Source organism: Prochlorococcus marinus str. MIT 0918, from assembly GCF_027359415.1.
Taxonomy (GTDB): domain Bacteria; phylum Cyanobacteriota; class Cyanobacteriia; order PCC-6307; family Cyanobiaceae; genus Prochlorococcus_E; species Prochlorococcus_E marinus_C.
This window is the reverse complement of record NZ_CP114780.1, coordinates 1482815-1501601: the sequence shown is the minus strand read 5'-3', so window position 1 is coordinate 1501601 and position 18787 is coordinate 1482815. Positions and strand designations below refer to the sequence as shown.

Below are 18787 nucleotides of genomic sequence, written 5' to 3'. Positions count from 1 at the left end.
TCTATTAACCAATAGCAGGAGCAACTAAAGCCACAGAAGTGGTTTCAGCAGCAGCTAGGTCAAGTGGGAAGTTGTGAGCATTGCGCTCATGCATAACTTCCATACCTAAGTTTGCACGGTTAAGAACATCTCCCCAAGTAGGAACAACCTTTCCATTTGCATCAACAACAGATTGGTTAAAGTTAAATCCATTGAGGTTGAAAGCCATGGTGCATATGCCCATAGAAGTCAACCAAACACAAACAACAGGGAAGATAGCCAAGAAGAAGTGAAGACTGCGGCTATTGTTGAAACTTGCATATTGGAAGATTAAACGACCGAAGTAGCCATGAGCTGCAACGATGTTATAAGTCTCTTCCTCTTGGCCAAACTTATAACCATAGTTCTGAGACTCAGTCTCGGTGGTTTCACGAATTAGTGAAGAAGTCACCAAAGAACCATGCATAGCTGAGAACAAGCTGCCGCCAAACATACCTGCAACACCTGCCATATGGAAGGGGTGCATAAGTATGTTGTGCTCTGCCTGGAACACAAACATAAAGTTAAATGTTCCTGATATACCTAAAGGCATTCCATCAGAGAAAGAACCCTGACCAAATGGATAAACAAGGAATACTGCAAAAGCTGCAGATACAGGAGCTGAATAAGCAACACAAATCCATGGGCGCATACCTAGGCGGTATGAAAGTTCCCATTGACGGCCCATCCAACCGCAAATACCAATAAGGAAGTGAAAAACAACGAGCTGATAAGGACCGCCGTTATAAAGCCACTCATCAAGAGTCGCAGCTTCCCAAATAGGGTAAAAATGAAGACCTATAGCATTACTAGAAGGAACTACAGCACCAGAAATGATGTTGTTTCCATAGATAAAAGATCCTGCTACAGGCTCGCGAATACCATCAATATCAACTGGAGGAGCTGCTATAAAAGCAACTACAAAACATATGGCTGCAGCTAAAAGGCAAGGAATCATCAAAACACCGAACCAACCGACATAAATACGGTTGTCAGTGGATGTGACCCACTCACAGAACTGAGGCCATCCTTTGAGCAACGATGAACGTTGCTGCCTAATGGTGGTCATGAGGACGTGAAGAAAATCCCAAAAAGGGAAAATTATGTAAGAACGGATATGAACCCGCCGGGATGATCTTAATGGAAAATTTGCAATAGTGCGAGTGACGTAGGAAAGATTTTCATTAAGAAACTATTTGCAATGGGCTTTGTAATTTGAGCTGAAATAACAAAGCCATAGTCAATCCAATGAATTAAACGTAAAGGTATTCCTATAAAATATCTTTTTAAAAATTAATAATTAGAAGTTATTAATAATAATTAGTTTGAAAATTCAGTAGGTAGGGTATAAACTATAAGGAATGCATAGTATAAATATATAAGAAATTATATATTAAATAATTCAATAAGTTGCTTAAAGTCCTCTTTCCTAAGATCCAATACTTCCCTTTTTGTTAGGCTCATAGCGATGCCTTTCTCTGCATAGGCTGCTTCATTAATAAATAGTGGAATAACTTCTCCAGAAAAGGATTCAAGATCTAAATAAGTAATTTTTCCAAGCAAATCTACGAACAAAGGGTGTCCACCTTTAATAGGATACCAATCTCTTCCTTGAAGTTTGGGGTGAATGAATGATGCTATTCGGCCTAATCTGTCTCTAGGAAAATCAAGACTTTTTAAATGTCTATGAATTACAACTTTATTAGGGAATATTGCTTGGTCAGAATTTGCCTTAATAATCTCTTTTAGAGAAGTCAAAAGAATCAATAAAGTGCTTTTAATAATTTGGGAACTCAATAAACTTTGAGGGACAGGACCTATTTCTACTACAAGTCCACAAGGCCAAGATTCAACTAAAAAACCCTTTTGGGATGGATCACCCTCATGTAAATAAATTGGAAGGCCAAGACGATTTTGGATAATGGATGCTAATGCCAAATCAGCTGATCGACGTCCATAAATCACTAGAGAAGAACCCATAGCAGCAGTTGTACTATGGAAATCAATAACAATTTTTGACGGCTTAGTCCCAGCAGGACCATATTTGCTAAGAAGCCATTGAGCTCGATCAATCTCTAAATTATTCAATCCAGAATTATTAAGCAAATCATTAGAAAAACTTCTGTTCAAATCTCTATCTAAATATCTACAACCATTTTTACGAGCAATTGGATTCCCAATCACAGTTTGAATATCAAGACCAGGAAAATCAATTAACTTTTCATTTTCCTCAAATTGATCAAAAATCCAAGCAGCATTAATCTCATTACCATGAGTACCAGCTACTAAAAGAACCTGAATATCAGACATCAAGCTTTATAAACAAAACATCTCATACCTGAAAATATCTACAAGATTGGATTTTATGTCAATACCCCCTGGAATAGTTACAACTGCTCGCAAAGGTTGGAACTGGCAATGGAATCAATTAATGAATGCCCTTGCACCTTGTGACGAACAAGGGAATTATGTGAGAAAGCCTAGTCATGCACTAAAAGCAACTATACCTAACAAGCAAGATTTACTTCAAAGGTCTAAAAACGAATTACCCCTATTAATCATAGGGAGGAGTTGTCCTTGGGCCCATAGAACATGGTTGATATATGAGCTTAAGAATTTATCGAGTAGTTTAAATTTGCTAATTGCAGAAGCTGATCATAAAGCTGGGAACTGGAAAATAAATCCAGCTTGGAAAGGATGCAATTCCCTTCTTGAAATTTACAAGCTTTGCAATTCTCCACCAGAACATAGAGCTACAGTTCCAGCACTAATAGATCCAAAAGGAATTCCAAATAGCCAGCCCAAATTATTAGGTAATGAAAGTGCGCAATTAGTAGAAGTCCTTAATGAATGGCCTTCAGAAGATAAAAACTTTGAAGATTTAAACCCACAAAATCTTCATAAAGAAATCAATAATTGGCAAGAGCTAATTCAATTTTCAATAAATAATGGTGTATATAAATGTGGCTTTGCAAGAAATCAAACTGCATATAACAATGCGAGTGAAGACCTATTTAAAGCAATGAAAATATTAAATGAACATCTTTCCAGAAAAGGACCCTGGCTATGCGGAAATAAAATAACTATTGCAGATATCAGATTATTTCCAACTATTATTCGTTGGGAATCAGTTTATGCTCCCTTATTCGGATGTTCTGAAAAATCTCTGCAAGCTTTTCCAAAAATTCTCGAATGGCGTAAAAGATTTTTTAACATACCCAAAGTTTCCAAAACCTGTAATTCACATAATTGGCTCAATGACTACTATGGTGCTCTTTTTCCTCTTAACGCAAGTAACATTATTCCAAGAGGGCCAGACTTACAAGAAATAATCAATTACAAATGATCCAATTAAAAAAATCAAAACCTAATTTTCTTACATAAAAATCATGAACACAGCTTTAGAGAAAGAGTATGAAGGTATTTATGGAAAATATAAAATCACTTCTCAAGATCAAAAAGAAGTTCAACTGTATAGAATTTCTCTTTTCATATGTGGAATTTCATTTATAAGCGGACTAATAAATTGGCTACTAATAGGACCAAATTATGTATGGATTTGGCTTTTAATCCTTTCAATTTCACTTGGCTTTGCTCTTAAATGGATTCATATTTATATTAGTTTTCTTCATAAAACTCTACAAGCATTGTCTGCTCTTGGATTAATAGGGCTTTCAATACTTCTTTTAACTGAAAATCCATCAGAGTTATTACCTAACATTTCCTCCAATCCATTATTGTCATTACTAATTGGCCCTACTTTTGCAGCTTTAACTGGTTTGGGGTTTAAGGAGTTTTTCTGTTTTCGACGTCCAGAAGCTATAGGCCTAACATTACTTTTACCTTTAAGCATTTTAAGCCACTTGTTCAATTTTTTTAGCAACGAAATAATAATGTTTTTACTGATTTCATCTGCAATGCTTTTAACCATCCTTGCAATTCGAAAGTTTGGGATGGATGCGGCATCTGATATTGGAGACAAGAGTGTTTTCGAATTCTTAAAAAGGACTAAAGCCGAAGAGGCTTTTTAGTTTTCTATTTTGGTTAAATATCCTCAATAAAAGCAATTTAAAGATTCTCAAATACAAACCTAAATGGAGGAAATGGTATCTAAGGATACGGTATTAGGCCAAAGGTGTTGTAAAGCAAACTAATTATTGATAACCGAACGTGGCACAAATCCTCAACTAATTTAATGTATGTAAGTTGAATGAGAATGCTTTAGCCAAGAAAATGAAATCCATTGATGAGCACATTCAAAAGGATCAAACTGAGATCCTTTCAGCCAAAGCTCAAGGCAACTCTCCTAAAGTCCGTCACCTCGAAGAGGAGCTACACTCTCTTGAGGAATATAAGGAACATCATCCAGAAGACAAGCATGACCCTAATGCCTTGGAATTATTCTGTGATGCCAATCCGGACGAACCTGAATGCTTAGTCTATGATGATTAAAAAGAGTGGGCTTAGGCCCACTCTTTTTTATGAGTTAAATCCCACTCACTCAAAAGAAAGATTAATAATCCATATTGAAATCTGATGGGCTGCCAGTAAGAGAACAAACAATAGATTCCTCTCTCCTCATTTCCTTAACCTCTTTAATAGGACGGCCCATACGCCTCAAAACTTCGATTTCTTGAGATGTTTGACAGCGAGCGATAACTTCACCCTGATTATCAAAACAAGTGTAAAAATTCATAAAAAACTATACCTCTCTCTATTTATGACCAATTCTTCTCTTTTCGACAAGTCTTATTTTGCTATTAAATATATAAATAGTATTAAGTATTAAGGCTTTCCCAAACTTTTCTTAGAAGTAGATCTAATCCTTGACTCATTGCAGCAGAAATAAAAATCAATTCACGACTAAGTTCCTTTTTTAATTGCTGTTCTAATTCTTTAAATTTCTCGGCTATTAAAAGTTCTTTTTTATTCAAAACCATAATTCTAGGACGATCAATAAGACCATGCCCATAAGCCTCAAGCTCAGTTTCCACAACTTTGATGTCTTCTAAAGGGTTTAATGAAGAAGCATCTACAAGGTGAACCAATAATTTTGTTCTTTCTATATGCCTTAAAAAATCATGACCTAAACCTATACCTTGAGCAGCACCAGCTATTAAACCAGGAATGTCAGCAAATACAGTGCCATCACCTGTTGGTTTTCTTACAACCCCAAGGTTTGGTATCAAAGTAGTAAAAGGATAATCAGCAACCTTAGGTTTTGCTGAAGAAAGGACTGAAATTAATGTGCTTTTTCCTGCATTTGGCAATCCAATAATTCCAACTTCTGCTAATAACTTCAATTCAAGATTAAGCAACCACTCTTCACCTTCTTTGCCCTCTGTAAACTTCTCTGGAGCGCGATTTCTATTACTTAAATAGTGGGCATTACCGAGCCCACCAGAACCGCCATAAGCAACGACCAGAGTATCTCCATTAACTGTTAAATCTCCAAAAATAATTCCCGTATTGATATGTCGAACTTCTGTACCACAAGGGACTTTAAGTATTAAATCATTTCCAGACGCTCCTGTACATTTATTAGGACCTCCCCTTCGACCATCAGCAGCAAGAATAAGTTGCTTAAACTTGAAATCCAGTAAAGTTTGAAGGTTGTCATCCGCTTGGAAAATTATATTTCCGCCATTACCTCCATCACCACCAGAAGGACCTCCAGCAGGCACATACTTTTCTCTTCTAAAGGCTACTATTCCATCTCCGCCACGTCCTGCGCTTACTTTTATACGCGCTTGATCTATAAACTGCATTTGAATCTAGCTAAAGCAAGGAATTACGAAAAGCAAATACAATATGTACTTCCTCTAAAACTACAATAATGCAAATGTATCAATAAAAAATATAGAATCTCGATTCGTAAGCCAAGAAAAAATAACAATAAGGAATAACGTCTCCGAAATCTCTTTTACTTGTAATGAGTAGACAATAAAACTATTATGTCTCTCATCTTTAAAGTACATAGCTCAATCGTTAACATAAATATTGTTCTTGTTTTATCAACAAGCATTAATTACAATCAATATTAATAGATCATCTCAGCCATACGACACTACAGCCTGCTCCACCATCATACTTTTCTGCCATTGTTATTTTTTCAACATAGTCGAGATTTTTCAACCACTCCGTTAATCCTTTTTTCAGCCTACCAGTACCTATACCATGTATGACCCATACAGGGCCCAGGGTATTTCGGAATTTTTCTTCGATTACAGCTTCAGCTTCATGCACCCTTAAACCTCTCACGTCAACAGTATTACGTTTGGTTCTAATATTTGAATTGCCCCCTAAAGAAAGATTCGCTTTTACATTAAATAATGGTTTGGTGAAACTCGGTTTTTTACCATCAAGACTTTCGACAGCACTTAAATCAACTGTACTTCGAAAGACTCCACACATAACTGTAAGCTGCATTCCATCATCTGAAACTGAAACGACTTCTCCTGATTTGCCTATAGAAATCAACCTCACCCTATCCCCAACTTTAGGGAACCAGTTAATCTTATCTTTGTTAGTTTTATCTTGAAAATGTACAGCTTCTATTCGTTTTAAACGCTGACCTACTGTTCTCGCAATCTCACCATCTGCTGATCTATCCCGTAGTCGCCGAATTAATGATTTAACTTCCTTTTGTCCCTCAAGTATAGAAATTTCTAACTTCTTTTTACCTCTTTCTTGAAACTTCTCAGATTGTTGACGTTCTTTCTCCCAACGGCTAATTAATTCTTCATGAAGCAATTCTGTACGAGCCAACAAAGCAGCCGCATCTTCAGCAGCTTCCTGTTGTCTTTCTCTTTGTTTTTCTAATCCTTCAATAATACTATTTACATTTTCGGTACCATTAACTCTCATTAATTGCTTCGCGTGACCTATAACAGAATCATCAAGACCCAATCGGTTTGCAATTGCCAAAGCATTACTTCTTCCAGGAATACCCCATTGCAAATGGTATGTAGGGCAAATAGTATCGCTATTAAAACCAACTGAAGCATTCTCAAAACGAGTGTCATTATATTTTAAAGTTTTTAACTCACCAAAATGTGTCGTCGCAACAGTCAACCTTGCTCGATCTGCAAATGTCATAAGTAAAGCATGGGCTAAAGCAGTACCCTCAGTAGGATCAGTTCCTGCTCCTAATTCATCCAGTAACACTACTATGGGACCAGGTTCGGTAGATATAGTCTTAAGAATTCGTCGAATACGAACTATATGTCCACTAAAAGTTGATAAATTTTGTTGAAGTGATTGTTCATCTCCAATATCTGCTAAAACCTTATGGCACCAAGGTAAAGAAGGCTCGCCAATTGATGGTAATAACAAACCAAACTTAGCCATAAGAATCGCCAATCCAATGCTTTTTAAAGTAACTGTTTTACCACCTGTGTTTGGGCCAGTAATAATAACAGACATAACACTTGAAGAGATTTCAAAACTAATTGGCACAACCGGCTCACCATCTTCATAATGCTCTTGCCAAACAAGCAAAGGGTGGCGAAATTCCTGAATCAAAAAATCTGATTCGGGTTCATTTTTTATCGAAGGAGCAATACCTCCTATCCATTTTCCGTATCGTGCTCTTGCTAAAGCAAAATCCAATTTTGGTAAAGCCTGAGAAAGATGTTCAAGCTCTTCGAAGTTTTTACCTACTTGACTACTTAAATCCGATAATATTCTCTGCTCTTCTACTAAAATTTGGTCTTGAATTTTAGATATTCTATTACCTAGTGGGATAACAATTTGAGGCTCTATATAAACCGTATTACCTGAAGCAGAAGTGTCATGAACAGTCCCCGAAATTTGATCAAGTGCTCCAGCTTTTAATGCCATAACAGGACGGCTAAAACGTTCTGCTAATACTGTGGTTTGCAAAACCGCATGATGCCTCCTTACAACCTCTTTTAAACATTCTTTTCTCTCAACACTCAATCGACTCGCCTTTTGCCTTAATTCAAACAATTGCTGGCTTGATCGATCGGCCACTCTTCCACCTTCTTCTAACATGAATTCAATCCGTCTTTGTAGATCAGGTAATGTGACGAAATTAGAAACAAGTGAGGATATGTGTGGCCTAATTTCTGGCTGTTCAATTTGACGACGCAATCGACGAGCAGCTCTTAGTGTTTCAGCAACTTCCAATAATTGAATCCCAGTTAGAACACCTCCTTTAGAACATCTCAAAATAATATCTTCTAAATCATTTATGCCATGAAAACTAATACCTCCTTCAATCTCTTCATCTAAAGAGCCAATTTCTAAAGTCTCTGCAAGATATTGATGACTAGTCTCAAAATTATTTGGTATTGAAGAATGCAAGCATTTTTTCCTCCCTACTGATGAAGATGCAAATGATGCAAGTTGCTCGCAAAGCCTTGGCCACTCCAATAAATCAAGGGTTTCTTGAAAGGCTATATCAGCAATATATGATTCAGAATTCTTATCTATAAGGCCCATTCAAGAATTACTCACTGTCTTATTGATTAGAAAAGATCCCTTCAGGTGGGTGATAAAGCATTTCCAACCAATTACCTTCAGAATCTTTAAGGTAAAACGAGGCTGTCCCATCTCGATGATCATGTAACGAGCCAACTTCCACTCCAGATTTGATCAAATTCTTGTGAGCATCTTCGACTTCGCTTTTATCTGTAAAATGAAAAGCGAAATGGGGCCCGGCAGCTTTATAAGTAGGTCCTAACAAAGCCAAACCATCTTTACCGGGCTCAACTTCTAAATAACACCAGTCTTGATCATCCCAAACTAGTTTCATACCTAAATTGATATAAAACAATTTTGCCCTCTCGACATCTTTTACACGTATAGCTACATGGCCAAGTCTTTGAACATTTGCTATACACTTTAAGGCAGACATTTGAAGCTCTCTCTAATACTCTATAACCTAATACATAAAAAATAAGTAACAAATTTACTCATGATTTTCATTAATCTTGTAACCATTTAGCAGCGTCACATGCATGATAAGTCAGAATCAAATCCGCGCCTGCTCTTTTAAAGCTCAACAAAGTTTCTAATACTACTGACTTTTCATCAACCCATCCTTTTAAAGCAGCAGCTTTAATCATTGAATATTCACCACTAACGTTGTAAGCAGCAATAGGCAATTCTGACTCTTGTCTTATGCGATAAATAATATCGAGATACGCTAACCCTGGCTTAACCATTAAAATATCAGAACCTTCTTGCTCATCTAAATACGCTTCAGTAATAGCTTCCCTGGCATTTGAGGGATCCATTTGATAGGTGCTTTTATCCTTGGGTATTGGCTTAGAATTTAAAGCGCGTGGAGCAGAGTCAAGTGCCTCTCGAAAAGGTCCATAATAAGCAGAAGAGTATTTTGCGGTATAGCTAATAATTCCAACGCTCTCAAAACCTTCATCGTCTAAAGCTTCACGAATAGCACCTACTCGTCCATCCATCATGTCACTAGGTCCTATAAGGTCAGCTCCAGCTTGAGCTTGAACAATAGCTTGCTTACACAAATGTTCTACTGTCTCGTCATTTAAAACCACTCCCTCCTGACTAACAATTCCATCATGTCCATCTATTGAATATGGATCTAAAGCAACATCGGTCATAATTGTCATCTCTGGCAATTCTTCTTTCAATTTCCTAATTGCTCTGGGGATTAACCCATTTTTGTTAAAACATTCTTCTCCTCCTTCTGTTTTCAAAGATTCAGCAACTTTTGGGAATAAAACTATGCATCTGATTCCTAAGCTCCAAGCTCTTTTAACCTCATCAACCAAACTATTCATAGTCCATCGATTAGCTCCGGGCATTGCTCCAATGGGCTCAACCTCTTCACCTTCATGAATGAATAATGGATAAATAAAATCTGAAGGAGTAATAATGTTTTCTCTCACCATACTTCTTAAAGCTGGTGTTTTACGAAGTCGTCGAGGCCGATAAGTGAGGTCCATATGATGAACAAAGTAAAATGAATAATGAGCCTAAAGCTTCCTCTGGCTCATTTTAGTTCCACATCAATCGTAAATGGCTTTAAATTTGTTTCTACAAAAAATGCAATAAGTACCCTCTACAAGATAAGCTGCTTCAAGTTAAATGAACAATGGAGAGTTTTCAGTGGCTCTGATTCATGGTTTTCATCTGAAAAATATTAGAGGGGACGTTTTAGGAGGGGTAACAGCCGCAGTAGTAGCTCTTCCACTAGCACTTGCTTTTGGGAATGCAGCGCTTGGTCCTGGTGGTGCAATATATGGCTTGTATGGAGCTGTCGTTGTTGGTTTCTTAGCAGCTTTATTTGGTGGCACGCCAGCTCAAGTAAGTGGGCCTACAGGTCCTATGAGCGTAACAGTTGCGGGAGTGGTTGCAAGTCTTGCCGCAGTAGGTGTACCAAGAGACCTTTCAGCTCAACAAATTTTGCCACTTGTAATGGCTGCAGTTGTTATTGGAGGATTATTTCAAATTTTATTTGGGATATTAAAACTTGGTAAATATATAACTCTTGTCCCTTATTCAGTTGTTTCAGGCTTTATGTCTGGAATTGGAGTGATTATTATTGCGTTGCAAATTGGACCTCTATTAGGAATTAGTACTAGAGGTGGCGTAATAGAATCTCTCTCAACAGTTTTTTCTAATTTTGAACCTAATGGAGCAGCAATTGGAGTTGCAATAATGACTCTTGGAATAGTTTTCTTAACTCCAAGGAAAGTTAGTCAATGGATTCCATCTCCCCTTTTAGCTCTTTTAATAGTTACTCCTCTCTCAATTGTTCTTTTTGGAAATACTGCATTAGATAGAATTGGAGAGATTCCAAGAGGAGTTCCATCTTTTAATCTTCCTAGCTTTAATCAATATTTGCCAATAATTTTCAAAGCAGGTTTAGTTCTTGCCGTATTAGGGGCAATTGATTCTTTATTAACTTCATTAGTTGCAGACAATATTTCACAAACACGTCACAACTCAGATAGAGAACTAATAGGACAAGGGATAGGCAATGCTATAGCAGGAATGTTTTCTGGTCTCCCAGGTGCTGGAGCAACTATGAGAACAGTTATCAATGTCAAATCTGGAGGAGCCACCCCCCTCTCTGGCATGGTTCATTCAATAGTATTGTTAATAGTATTAGTTGGTGCTGGTCCACTTGCTGAACAAATACCAACAGCCCTTCTTGCGGGAATTCTTATAAAAGTTGGCCTAGATATTATTGACTGGGGTTTCTTACTTAGAGCTCACAAACTTTCTTTAAAAACCGCAAGTGTAATGTATGGCGTATTATTGATGACTGTCTTTTGGGATCTAATCTGGGCAGTTCTAGTGGGAGTTTTTATTGCAAATATGCTCACAATAGATTCAATTACGCAAACTCAATTAGAAGGAATGGATGCTGATAACCCTCTTGAAAATTCAATGCAAGATCTACCTTTACCTGAGGATGAGCAAAAAATATTAGAAAGTTGCGCTGGTGAGGTAATGCTATTTAGACTTAAAGGCCCACTCAGTTTTGGAGCAGCTAAAGGTATCACAGAAAGAATGATGCTAATTCGAAACTACAAAATATTAATTTTAGATATTACTGATGTTCCTAGACTAGGAGTTACAGCGACATTAGCTATTGAAGATATGATGCAGGAAGCGCAAATTAACTCAAGAAAAGCGTATGTCGCTGGAGCAACCGGCAGAGTGAAAGATAGATTATCTAAATTTGGAGTGAAAGGTCTAATTGGGTCAAGGAAGGAAGCTCTTCAAGCAGCCAGTAATGATCTTAATAACGTTTAAAAGCATCAATTAGCTATTAATTTATGGAGACTAATCTTGTCTTACAAAATGTACTTACTCCTCCTGTCCTTTTCTTTTTCTTAGGAATAGTTGCTGTTGTTCTTCGCTCTGATCTAGAGATTCCAGCACCATTACCAAAACTATTTTCTTTATATCTACTTTTAGCAATTGGTTTTAAGGGGGGCATGGAACTTGAAAGCAGTGGGTTAGGGGGTCAAGTATTACCTACTGTTGGTTCAGCTATAATTATGTCTCTTGTCATTCCATTAATTTGTTTTGTAATTCTCAGACTTAAGCTTGATGTATTCAATTCAGCAGCTATTGCAGCAGCTTACGGATCAATAAGTGCAGTTACTTTTATAACAGCTGAAAGTTTTTTAGAAAGTCAAAATATACCTTTTGACGGTTTTATGGTTGCTGCTCTTGCACTAATGGAATCGCCGGCAATTATTGTTGGTCTTATTTTAGTAAAGATAGCAGGCACAAAAAATCGAAGGCCAGATTCAAGACCAATGAAATGGAGAACGATATTAAGAGAGTCTGTTCTCAATGGATCAGTTTATTTACTTCTTGGCAGTCTATTAATTGGATTTTTAACTGCAGCACATAATCCAAGCGGTGTTGAAAAAATGCAACCATTTACCGGCAAGTTATTTTATGGCGCAGAGTGCTTCTTCCTGCTTGATATGGGTATAGTCGCTGCCCAAAGACTACCTGGTTTAAGAAAAGCAGGATCATTTCTAATATTTTTTGCTGTACTAATACCTCTATTTAATGCATTATTGGGAATAGCTGTCGCAAAAGCATTAGTGTTAGGTCCTGGTAATGCTTTATTATTTGCTGTTCTTTGTGCAAGTGCATCATATCTTGCAGTACCAGCAGCTATGCGCATGACCGTTCCTGAAGCCAAAGCAAGTTATTACATTTCAACTACTCTTGGTTTAACATTTCCTTTTAATATAGTTATTGGAATTCCACTATATATGGGATTAGTGAACACATTTATTCCTTCTTAGCGCACCAAGAATGAAAAGATTAGATCTTATCTTTAGCGAGAGAGAATTAGACGCAATTCTAACTGCTCTTGAAAATGCAGGAGCACCAGGCTATACAGTCATGAAACATGCTACTGGCAGAGGCCCTGAAACAATAGTTTCAGAAGATATGGAATTCTCAGGATTAGGAGCTAATGCACACGTAATAGTTTTTTGCGATGAAGATATTATTAATAAAACAAGAGAAAATATAAAGTCTATATTGAATTATTATGGTGGTGTTGCCTATGTATCCGAGGCAACTCCATTATAAATTTGAAAATAAATGAATATATTTTTCAGGTGTGAACCCAATCCACACGAATAGATTTACGACTATTCAAAAATCTATCAATAGCCATAGCAGCTATGCATCCATCTGATGCAGCGACAACAGCTTGCTTAAAAGGAGTATTTCTAATATCACCAATTGCCCAAACTCCTTCAGAAGTAGTAGACATAAAGTCATCGACTACAACACCTCCATCCTCTTTCAATGCAATTTGATCCCCTAAAAAGTCAGTAATAGGTTTAGAGCCACTCATATAAACAAATACACCTTCAGTAGAAACTAATTGATTCTCCTCTTTAGCTCGATTTTTCAAAAGGATTCCTGACACGCCTTGATCATTACCTTGTATTTCGAGCAACCTAGTTCTACTCCAATGTTTTACATTAGATTGTTTTATTAAACTTTGAGCATGGGCATCATCTGCTTTAGGGTCACTTGATGTAATCCAATGAACAGTAGATGCAAATTTAGTCAAAACATTGGCTTCTTCAATCGCCTCTTTATTAACTCCAACTACAGCAACTTCTCGATTTCTATAAAAAGCTCCGTCACAAGTAGCGCAATAACTAACACCTCGTCCTAAGAATTCGGCTTCACCCTTGAAAGAAGCTGGCCTGCCCATGGCGCCACTAGCAAGAACTAGCGCTCTTCCCTTAAAAGTTCCCTCTGGTGTATATACGGTTTTCCAATCCCCATTGACATCGACTCCAAAAACCTGTGCTCGACGGTAATCTGTACCATATTTAACAGCTTGGTCTCTCATCAAATTCAATAAATCTTCTCCGCTCATATCCGTTGGGACTCCAGGATAATTTGCAATTTGATGCGTAATGGCAAGAGCTCCAACCGAAGGGTTCTTATCTAAAATAACTGTCTTTAGATCTGCTCTTGATGTGTAAAGAGCACAGCTGCAACCAGCTGGGCCACCTCCTACTATCACCACATCTGTTTCAATTGTTTCCAAAACTCACCCTCGGGTTAAATTGCTTTGCTATTACTTTATAAAGCTTAGAACGCAGAAAGAAGAAAAATAATCAAAGCTTAATAGCAAGAATATTTCTATTTCAAAATCTATTGAGAACTAAAAAAATTGTTTTTGATCGTCTAACAGACTAAATTACAACATAGAAGCAATTAAATTAATTCTTAGGCTTAATAGTTCTAAGCAAGAAAAAAATAGTATAATTTTAGAATAGATGAACTAAAATGCATGCATTAAAAACTAAGTATGATTAGAAAAATTCTAATATTCTGGTTATTTCCTTTTACAATTGGTGTTTGCCTTGCGATTGGTTACAAAATAACTAACCATTTTTTAAAGGCAGAAAACCAACAAAACAAACTAGCAGGTATACAAGAAAATATAAAAGAAAAATATACTGAAATTGATTCTATAAAAGGAGCTATTCAAATTGAAAATTCAAATCAATTGCAAAGGAGAACCGATATAAAAGAGCAAAATAACATTTCAAATTTTGCACCCAAAATAAACACATCCTTAATGAAGAATAACTCATCAAAAAATGATGAAAATGATCCTGATTTAACTGATAAAAAGATAATATCTAAAATTAAGCTATTAAACCAATCAAAATTCGCCAAAGAAAACTTATCCAATCTATCGAAAAATGATGATATTATAGTGACTCCAATCATAGAAATAAAAATTGATGGCTTGTCAAAAGAGGAAAAAAGTTTCTTTAATAGGCTTTTCAAAACACTTCCAAAGCCATAACTACTCCAAAATCTTATAAAGTCGAATTTATTAAAGTTGAGCTATGGTGTCATCTAAAACTTTTCTAAGAGCCACTGTTAGCAGGCTAAAAGTACGTTGTGAGAAAATAATTGTTTCTTCCATTTCCGAAGCATCTGTTTTATTTAAGAATGCTCCGGATCGAATTGAACAAGAATGGGATGCATTAAAAGAAGAAATTGTTAATGAAGCTTTTCGTCTAGATGCAATTAACAATCCTGAGACAGTCTCCCAGGATAGTCCACTACAAAATCAAGAGCCTGAAAGTTCTCAAAATCAAATAGATAGAATCAGAGAAAAAATTTCAATAATAACTAAAAGTATTGAGGGTTGAATTTGAACTCGTTTAACATTTTACAAAAAATATTTCGTAGAAATATACGAGCAGTAAGAATTTGGAAATCAGTGTTTTTATTACTATTTTTTCTATGGTATGACTCTCAAAAATGGAGCTATGTAACTGGCTTTCAAATTCACAAACAAGAAAAACGGCAAAAGGACAGAGCTAAATGGCTCAAACAAGAACTACTTGCTCTTGGCTCTGCATTTATAAAGCTTGGCCAATTAATCTCATCAAGACCTGATATCTTGCCCAAAAGTTGGATTATCGAATTAGCAGGCTTACAAGATAAAGTCCCACCATTTAACTTTGAGACAGTTCAAAGTTTATTAGAAATCGAATTAGGCGAACGCTGTAAAGAAATTATTGATCTGGATGAGGTCCCCATTGCTGCAGCATCAATTGCACAAGTTCATAAAGCATGCTTACGAAGTGGAAGACAAGTCGTTTTCAAGATTCAACGCCCTGGGTTAGAAAACTTCTTCAAGCTTGATCTTGAGGTCATGAAACAAGTTGCGGTTTTACTTCAAAAAAGTAAATATTTCAGCAAAGGTCGTGATTGGATAGCGATCGCAGATGAATGTAAAAGAGTTTTACTTAAAGAACTAGATTTTCGAATAGAAGCTCAATATGCAGCAAGGTTTCGACAACAATTTCTAGAAGATCCACAAATTAAAATTCCTGGAGTGATATGGGAATTAAGCTCACAAAAAGTTATCTGCTTAGATTATCTCCCTGGTATTAAAATCAATAATCAAGAGGAAATTTTAAAGAATGGTCTAAACCCTAAAGAAATTGCAGAACGAGGAGCATCCAACTATTTAAAACAACTTATTGAATTTGGTTTTTTTCATGCAGATCCACATCCTGGAAATTTAGCTATTTCTTCTGATGGCTCAATTATCTTTTATGACTTTGGAATGATGGGAATGGTCTCAGATGGTTTAAGAGAAAGACTTGGTAAAATGGTACGTGCTGCAGCATTAAAAGATGCCTCAAAACTAGTAAAAGAATTTCAGGAAAGTGGCCTACTTGAAGAAGGTATAGATTTAGGCCCTGTAAGAAGATTAATTAGAATAATGCTAAAAGAGCGTCTGACTCCTCCATTTGGCAAAGATACTATTGAAAAATTATCGGCAGATCTTTATGAATTAGTTTACAATCAGCCTTTTAGACTACCTGTTGAACTAATTTTTGTTATGCGCGCCCTCTCCACTTTTGAAGGAGTAGGAAGAAGTCTTGACCCAAGCTTTAATTTAATAGCGATAACAAAGCCATACTTAATTCCTCTCATGACATCAAACAATCCTAATGATCTCATTAATGAAATAGGTAGACAATTTGGTGAAATAGGGACGAAAGCTGTTGGTTTGCCAAAGCGTTTAGATGAAAGCCTTGAAAGACTTGAACAAGGAGACCTTCAACTTCAAATAAGACTGGGTGAGTCTGACAGGCAACTTCGTAGAATGATTAATGCGCAACAATCAATGGGGCAATCTATTTTACTTGGATGTCTTGGAATATCAGCAGCACTTTTAGGTTCTAGCAATAAGGCTATTTATTCATTATTACCTATCGCTATTGCGTTCCCAATAACAATGGGTTGGTTAAAGTTGCAATTGAAAATTAGAAAAGAAGAAAAACTTGAAAAAATTCAAGGTAACAAGTAAAAACCCCTTTTAACTCATTGATTGTTAATTAAAAAATTCAAATCGCTTTTCCTCTTGGTCCCAACCCTTTGGATCCTGCATATACTGCCTGTGCTCCTAATTCATCTTCAATACGAAGCAGTTGATTATATTTCGCCACCCTTTCACTTCTACTTAATGAACCAGTTTTTATTTGTCCAGCCCTTGTCGCAACGGCAAGGTCTGCAATAGTGGTATCCTCTGTCTCACCACTTCTATGACTAATAACACTTGTATATCCTGATCTAGTTGCAAGATCTATAGCTTGCAAGGTCTCTGTTAGAGAGCCAATCTGATTGACTTTTATAAGAATAGAATTAGCTATATTCTTGTCAATTCCTTTACTTAAACGAGTTGAGTTGGTAACAAATAAATCATCTCCAACAAGTTGAATTTTTCCACCTAATTCCCTAGTCAAAATTTCCCATCCGTCCCAATCATCCTCAGCCAATCCATCTTCTATAGAAATGATTGGATAAGAATTAACTAACACTTTTAACTCTTCTATCATTTCTTCACTAGAAAAATTACTGCCTCCAAAGCTATAAAAACCATCTTTGAAAAATTCAGTACTGGCCACATCCAAAGCTAATGAAACATGTTCTCCCGGAATAAAACCAGCTTTCTCTATTGCTTGAACAAGCAAATCCCCTGCCGCTTTATTACTTGAAAGATTTGGAGCAAAACCACCTTCATCTCCAACTGCTGTAGATAAACCCTTATCACTCAGAAGATTTTTTAGAGTATGAAAAACTTCCACGCCTATCCTCAACGATTCTCGAAAAGTCTTAGCACCATGAGGAACTAACATAAATTCTTGAAAGTCAAGATTGTTGGCAGCATGAGCACCTCCATTAATTACATTCATTAATGGCACCGGCAATAATGTAGACATAGGATTGCCCAAGTAACGATAGAGAGGCATATCAAGAGCATTAGCTGCAGATCTTGCCGTAGCAATACTTACAGCAAGGATTGCATTTGCTCCAAGATTCTCTTTATTAGCGGTTCCATCGAGCTCCTGCATTACAGAATCAACAGTAACTTGATCAAACGCTGATAAACCGCAAAGAGAAGGAGCTATACGTTCTTCAATATTTTCAACTACTTTTGTAACTCCCTTCCCCATATATCTTTTGCCACCATCTCTAAGTTCATGGGCCTCATAGGCCCCTGTACTTGCGCCACTGGGGACAATTGCTCTTCCCTTTGCTCCTCCTTCTAGTAAAACTTCAGCCTCAACAGTGGGATTCCCCCTTGAGTCTAGAACCTCTCTCGCAAAGATTGTATCAATTACTAGATCAAGAGAATCAATCACGTGAAAAATTAGCTTTTCTTCAATCTTATGAGTTCTTAGACCCATTGAGTCACTATTTTTTAAGTTTAAGGTATTTGCAAAGCTTGGAAGAAGCGAAATTATTAAAGGAAAAAGATATAAATTATCCAAAAATAGGCATCACAACATGCAAATACTTCACACAATGCTGCGTGTTGGAGATTTAGAAAAATCCATTTGGTTTTATACCAAAACACTTGGCATGAAACTTTTAAGGCAAAAAGATTATCCCGCTGGTCGATTTACGCTTGCATTTTTAGGATATGCGTCAGAAGAGGAGGGCACAGTACTTGAACTTACTTACAACTGGGATACAAAGAATTATGATTTGGGCAATGGTTTTGGTCATATTGCTCTTGGAGTTGGAAATATATATGAAACATGTGCATCAATTAAAAAAAATGGTGGCACAGTAACTAGAGAACCTGGGCCAATGAAACATGGGACAACAATTATTGCCTTCATAGAAGATCCAGATGGCTACAAAATTGAATTAATTGAAATTTCCTCAAGAAATTTGAACCAATAAATCAGATCTCTTATATGACCAGCCAAAA

Annotated in this window: 19 protein-coding genes; 10 read left to right on the top strand and 9 right to left on the bottom strand. The window is 36.6% G+C overall.

Annotated features, from left to right (window positions below; genetic code table 11):
- Window positions 1-4 precede the first annotated feature (4 nt).
- Window positions 5-1087 (bottom strand): photosystem II q(b) protein, encoded by a 1083-nt coding sequence (gene psbA / locus O5636_RS08100; RefSeq protein ID WP_269622299.1) that lies wholly within the window; start codon window positions 1085-1087, stop codon window positions 5-7.
- A gap of 317 nt (window positions 1088-1404) precedes the next feature.
- Window positions 1405-2328: an aspartoacylase gene (locus tag O5636_RS08095; protein WP_269622298.1), complete on the bottom strand. Its 924-nt coding sequence runs from the start codon at window positions 2326-2328 to the stop codon at window positions 1405-1407.
- Window positions 2329-2383: 55 nt separating this feature from the next.
- On the opposite strand from O5636_RS08095, the gene O5636_RS08090 reads away from it, so the two are divergent.
- The 3 genes from O5636_RS08090 (at window position 2384) to O5636_RS08080 (ending at window position 4470) form a co-directional block, all read left to right on the top strand.
- Complete coding sequence (locus O5636_RS08090) at window positions 2384-3364, top strand: glutathione S-transferase family protein (protein ID WP_269622297.1); 981 nt, start codon at window positions 2384-2386, stop codon at window positions 3362-3364.
- 43 nt (window positions 3365-3407) lie between these two features.
- Window positions 3408-4049, top strand: a complete 642-nt coding sequence (locus tag O5636_RS08085; RefSeq protein WP_269622296.1) for a DUF2301 domain-containing membrane protein — start codon at window positions 3408-3410, stop codon at window positions 4047-4049.
- A gap of 202 nt (window positions 4050-4251) precedes the next feature.
- Entirely contained in the window at window positions 4252-4470 is a 219-nt protein-coding gene (locus tag O5636_RS08080; RefSeq protein ID WP_269622295.1) for a CP12 domain-containing protein, read from the top strand.
- A gap of 61 nt (window positions 4471-4531) precedes the next feature.
- Here O5636_RS08080 and O5636_RS08075 read toward each other — a convergent pair whose 3' ends face one another.
- From O5636_RS08075 to hemB, 5 genes are all read right to left on the bottom strand, one after another.
- Window positions 4532-4714, bottom strand: a complete 183-nt coding sequence (locus tag O5636_RS08075) for a hypothetical protein (protein ID WP_269622294.1) — start codon at window positions 4712-4714, stop codon at window positions 4532-4534.
- An 82-nt stretch (window positions 4715-4796) separates the two neighbouring features.
- Window positions 4797-5786, bottom strand: a complete 990-nt coding sequence (cgtA, locus tag O5636_RS08070; RefSeq protein WP_269622292.1) for an Obg family GTPase CgtA — start codon at window positions 5784-5786, stop codon at window positions 4797-4799.
- Between the two features lie 280 nt (window positions 5787-6066).
- Window positions 6067-8484, bottom strand: coding sequence for an endonuclease MutS2 (locus O5636_RS08065; protein WP_269622291.1), 2418 nt, complete (start codon window positions 8482-8484; stop codon window positions 6067-6069).
- A 19-nt stretch (window positions 8485-8503) separates the two neighbouring features.
- On the bottom strand, window positions 8504-8899 hold the full coding sequence (locus O5636_RS08060; protein ID WP_269622290.1) for a VOC family protein: 396 nt from the start codon (window positions 8897-8899) through the stop codon (window positions 8504-8506).
- Between the two features lie 70 nt (window positions 8900-8969).
- Window positions 8970-9968, bottom strand: a complete 999-nt coding sequence (gene hemB, locus O5636_RS08055) for a porphobilinogen synthase (RefSeq protein WP_269622289.1) — start codon at window positions 9966-9968, stop codon at window positions 8970-8972.
- Window positions 9969-10131: 163 nt separating this feature from the next.
- Between hemB and O5636_RS08050 the strand changes: the two genes are divergently transcribed.
- The 3 genes from O5636_RS08050 to O5636_RS08040 are packed head-to-tail and all read left to right on the top strand — an operon-like array spanning window position 10132 to window position 13095.
- Window positions 10132-11787, top strand: a complete 1656-nt coding sequence (locus O5636_RS08050; protein WP_269623568.1) for a SulP family inorganic anion transporter — start codon at window positions 10132-10134, stop codon at window positions 11785-11787.
- 23 nt (window positions 11788-11810) lie between these two features.
- The gene (locus O5636_RS08045) at window positions 11811-12803 is read left to right on the top strand and encodes a sodium-dependent bicarbonate transport family permease (protein ID WP_269622288.1); all 993 of its coding nucleotides are present in this window, start codon (window positions 11811-11813) and stop codon (window positions 12801-12803) included.
- A 10-nt stretch (window positions 12804-12813) separates the two neighbouring features.
- Window positions 12814-13095, top strand: coding sequence for a P-II family nitrogen regulator (locus tag O5636_RS08040; protein ID WP_269622287.1), 282 nt, complete (start codon window positions 12814-12816; stop codon window positions 13093-13095).
- A gap of 25 nt (window positions 13096-13120) precedes the next feature.
- Here the strand turns inward: O5636_RS08040 and O5636_RS08035 are convergent, their stop codons facing one another.
- On the bottom strand, window positions 13121-14077 hold the full coding sequence (locus O5636_RS08035; protein WP_269622286.1) for an NAD(P)/FAD-dependent oxidoreductase: 957 nt from the start codon (window positions 14075-14077) through the stop codon (window positions 13121-13123).
- 264 nt (window positions 14078-14341) lie between these two features.
- Here O5636_RS08035 and O5636_RS08030 point away from each other — a divergent pair, with 264 nt between their 5' ends.
- The 3 genes from O5636_RS08030 to O5636_RS08020 all read left to right on the top strand — a co-directional run bounded on the left by O5636_RS08030 (window position 14342) and on the right by O5636_RS08020 (window position 16876).
- Window positions 14342-14848: a hypothetical protein gene (locus tag O5636_RS08030; RefSeq protein ID WP_269622285.1), complete on the top strand. Its 507-nt coding sequence runs from the start codon at window positions 14342-14344 to the stop codon at window positions 14846-14848.
- A gap of 43 nt (window positions 14849-14891) precedes the next feature.
- Window positions 14892-15200: a hypothetical protein gene (locus tag O5636_RS08025; RefSeq protein WP_269622284.1), complete on the top strand. Its 309-nt coding sequence runs from the start codon at window positions 14892-14894 to the stop codon at window positions 15198-15200.
- A gap of 71 nt (window positions 15201-15271) precedes the next feature.
- Complete coding sequence (locus O5636_RS08020; protein WP_420063766.1) at window positions 15272-16876, top strand: ABC1 kinase family protein; 1605 nt, start codon at window positions 15272-15274, stop codon at window positions 16874-16876.
- Between the two features lie 37 nt (window positions 16877-16913).
- On the opposite strand, the gene eno is transcribed toward O5636_RS08020, so the two are convergent.
- Window positions 16914-18212: a phosphopyruvate hydratase gene (gene eno / locus O5636_RS08015; RefSeq protein ID WP_269623567.1), complete on the bottom strand. Its 1299-nt coding sequence runs from the start codon at window positions 18210-18212 to the stop codon at window positions 16914-16916.
- A gap of 145 nt (window positions 18213-18357) precedes the next feature.
- On the opposite strand from eno, the gene gloA reads away from it, so the two are divergent.
- A complete protein-coding gene (gene gloA / locus O5636_RS08010; protein ID WP_269622282.1) occupies window positions 18358-18759 on the top strand; it encodes a lactoylglutathione lyase in 402 nt (133 codons plus the stop codon).
- The last annotated feature ends 28 nt before the right edge of the window (window positions 18760-18787 follow it).